The sequence below is a fragment of the Rhizobacter sp. P2_D12 genome (assembly GCF_056404395.1).
The window spans coordinates 1-1,711 of record NZ_JBFUEB010000276.1 but is presented as its reverse complement, the minus strand read 5'-3'; the positions used below and the strand labels follow the sequence as shown (position 1 = coordinate 1,711).

Below are 1,711 nucleotides of genomic sequence, written 5' to 3'. Positions count from 1 at the left end.
GCACTATCCCAAGTTTTTGTCGGGCGGCGAGCAGCAGCGCGTCGCGCTGGCGCGTGCTTTCGTCACCCAGCCGCCGCTGCTGTTTGCCGACGAGCCGACCGGCAGCCTCGATGCCGCCACCGGCGAATCGATCATCGGGCTGATGTTCGAACTCARTCGCGAGCGCGGCTCGACGCTGGTGCTGGTCACGCACGATCCGGGCATGGCCGCGCGTTGCGGCCGGACGATCACGATCGCCGCCGGCCGCCTCGTCAAATAATTAATCAGCTGCCTGCGCGCACCTGCGCGTTGAGCACCTTGCGCACCGCCGCTGGCAGCTCGCCGGCGGTCAGGCCGATCGGCCCCACGCCATCGTCGACCAGCGCGTCGGCCGCTGCGCCATGCAGCCAGGCCGCCGCCGCCGCCGCTTCCTTGCCCGGCCAGCCCTGGGCGAGCAGCGCGCCGCAGATCCCCGCCAGCACGTCGCCACTACCTGCCGTGGCGAGCCCTGCGTTGCCCGTGGGGTTGATCAGCACCGCGCCATCCGGCCCGGCGATCACGGTGCCCGAACCCTTGAGAATCACGACCGCATGCATGCGCTGCGCCAGTTCACGCGCGCTGGCCAGGCGGTCAGCCTGCACCACCGACACCGTCATGCCGAGCATGCGCGCCGCTTCCAGCGGATGCGGCGTCAGCACGCTTGGGGCGCTCCGCTGCGCCAGGCGCGCCTGCAGGTCGGGACTGGCGCCGATCAGGTTCAACGCGTCGGCGTCGAGCACCAGCGGGCAGTCGCTGTCGAGTGCCTTGGCCACCAGCCGGATCGCGTCGACCGAGTCGCCCATGCCCGGCCCGAGCACCAGCGTGCGGCCAAACAGATCCAGGTCGTCGGCCGCGCGGAACATGATTTCGGGCTGGCTGCTGTCGTAGCCGGGCGGCGTGTTCAACGCCGCGACATACACGCGCCCCGCGCCGGCATACAGCGCGCCGCGCGCGGCCAGCACCGGTGCACCGGCCATGCCATGCGCGCCACCGATCACGGCGACATCGCCGAAACTGCCCTTGTGCGAGTTCTGGCGGCGCGCCGCAAAGCAGTGCGCAAAGGCCGGCAGTCCGTTCATGGCTGTCGTCGTGGCCGTGGACCCGGCATCCACGCCGAGCGTGTCCACACGCACCAAACCTGCGTGATCGCGCCCGTCGGCCGTGTGCAGGCCCGGCTTGTCGGCGATGAACGTGATGGTATGCGTCGCGCGCACCGCGATGCCGTCCGGGCCGATGACGGCGCCCGTGTCGGCGTCCAGTCCACTCGGCACGTCCAGCGCGAGGATTGGACAGCGCACGTCATCCAGGCCCGCGACCACGTCGCGGTACTCACCGGCGAGCGCGCGGGTCAGGCCGATCCCGAACAAGCCGTCGATGACGAGCGCCCACTGGCCATCGGGTGGCAGCATGTCGAGCCAGCCGACCGTGCCCGAACGCGCGCGCTCGTAGGCCGCGGCGGTTTCGCTCGACGCGTCGTCATTGCCGTCGCCCGGCAAGTGCAGCACGGTGGCGTTGACGCCGGCTTCGGCCAGGTTGGCCGCCACCTCCAGTGCATCGCCGCCATTGTTGCCGGGGCCTGCCAGCACCAGTACCGCGGCGCCGCGCGGGTCGTCCCCTGATTCGCCTAAAAGCGCGAGCGCGTAGTCGGYGGCGGCCTTGCCGGCGCGGGTCATCAACGTGCCCGGCGCCAGCG

At 71.3% G+C, this 1,711-nt stretch carries 2 protein-coding genes; one reads left to right on the top strand and one right to left on the bottom strand.

Features of this window, described 5'->3' with window-relative positions; genetic code table 11:
* Positions 1–259 (top strand): ATP-binding cassette domain-containing protein (locus AC1DYN_RS32390; protein WP_477966877.1); only part of this gene is annotated, 259 nt, incomplete at its 5' end.
* Between the two features lie 4 nt (positions 260–263).
* On the opposite strand, the gene AC1DYN_RS32385 is transcribed toward AC1DYN_RS32390, so the two are convergent.
* Positions 264–1,709, bottom strand: a complete 1,446-nt coding sequence (locus tag AC1DYN_RS32385) for an NAD(P)H-hydrate dehydratase (protein WP_477966875.1) — start codon at positions 1,707–1,709, stop codon at positions 264–266.
* Between the last annotated feature and the right edge of the window lie 2 nt (positions 1,710–1,711).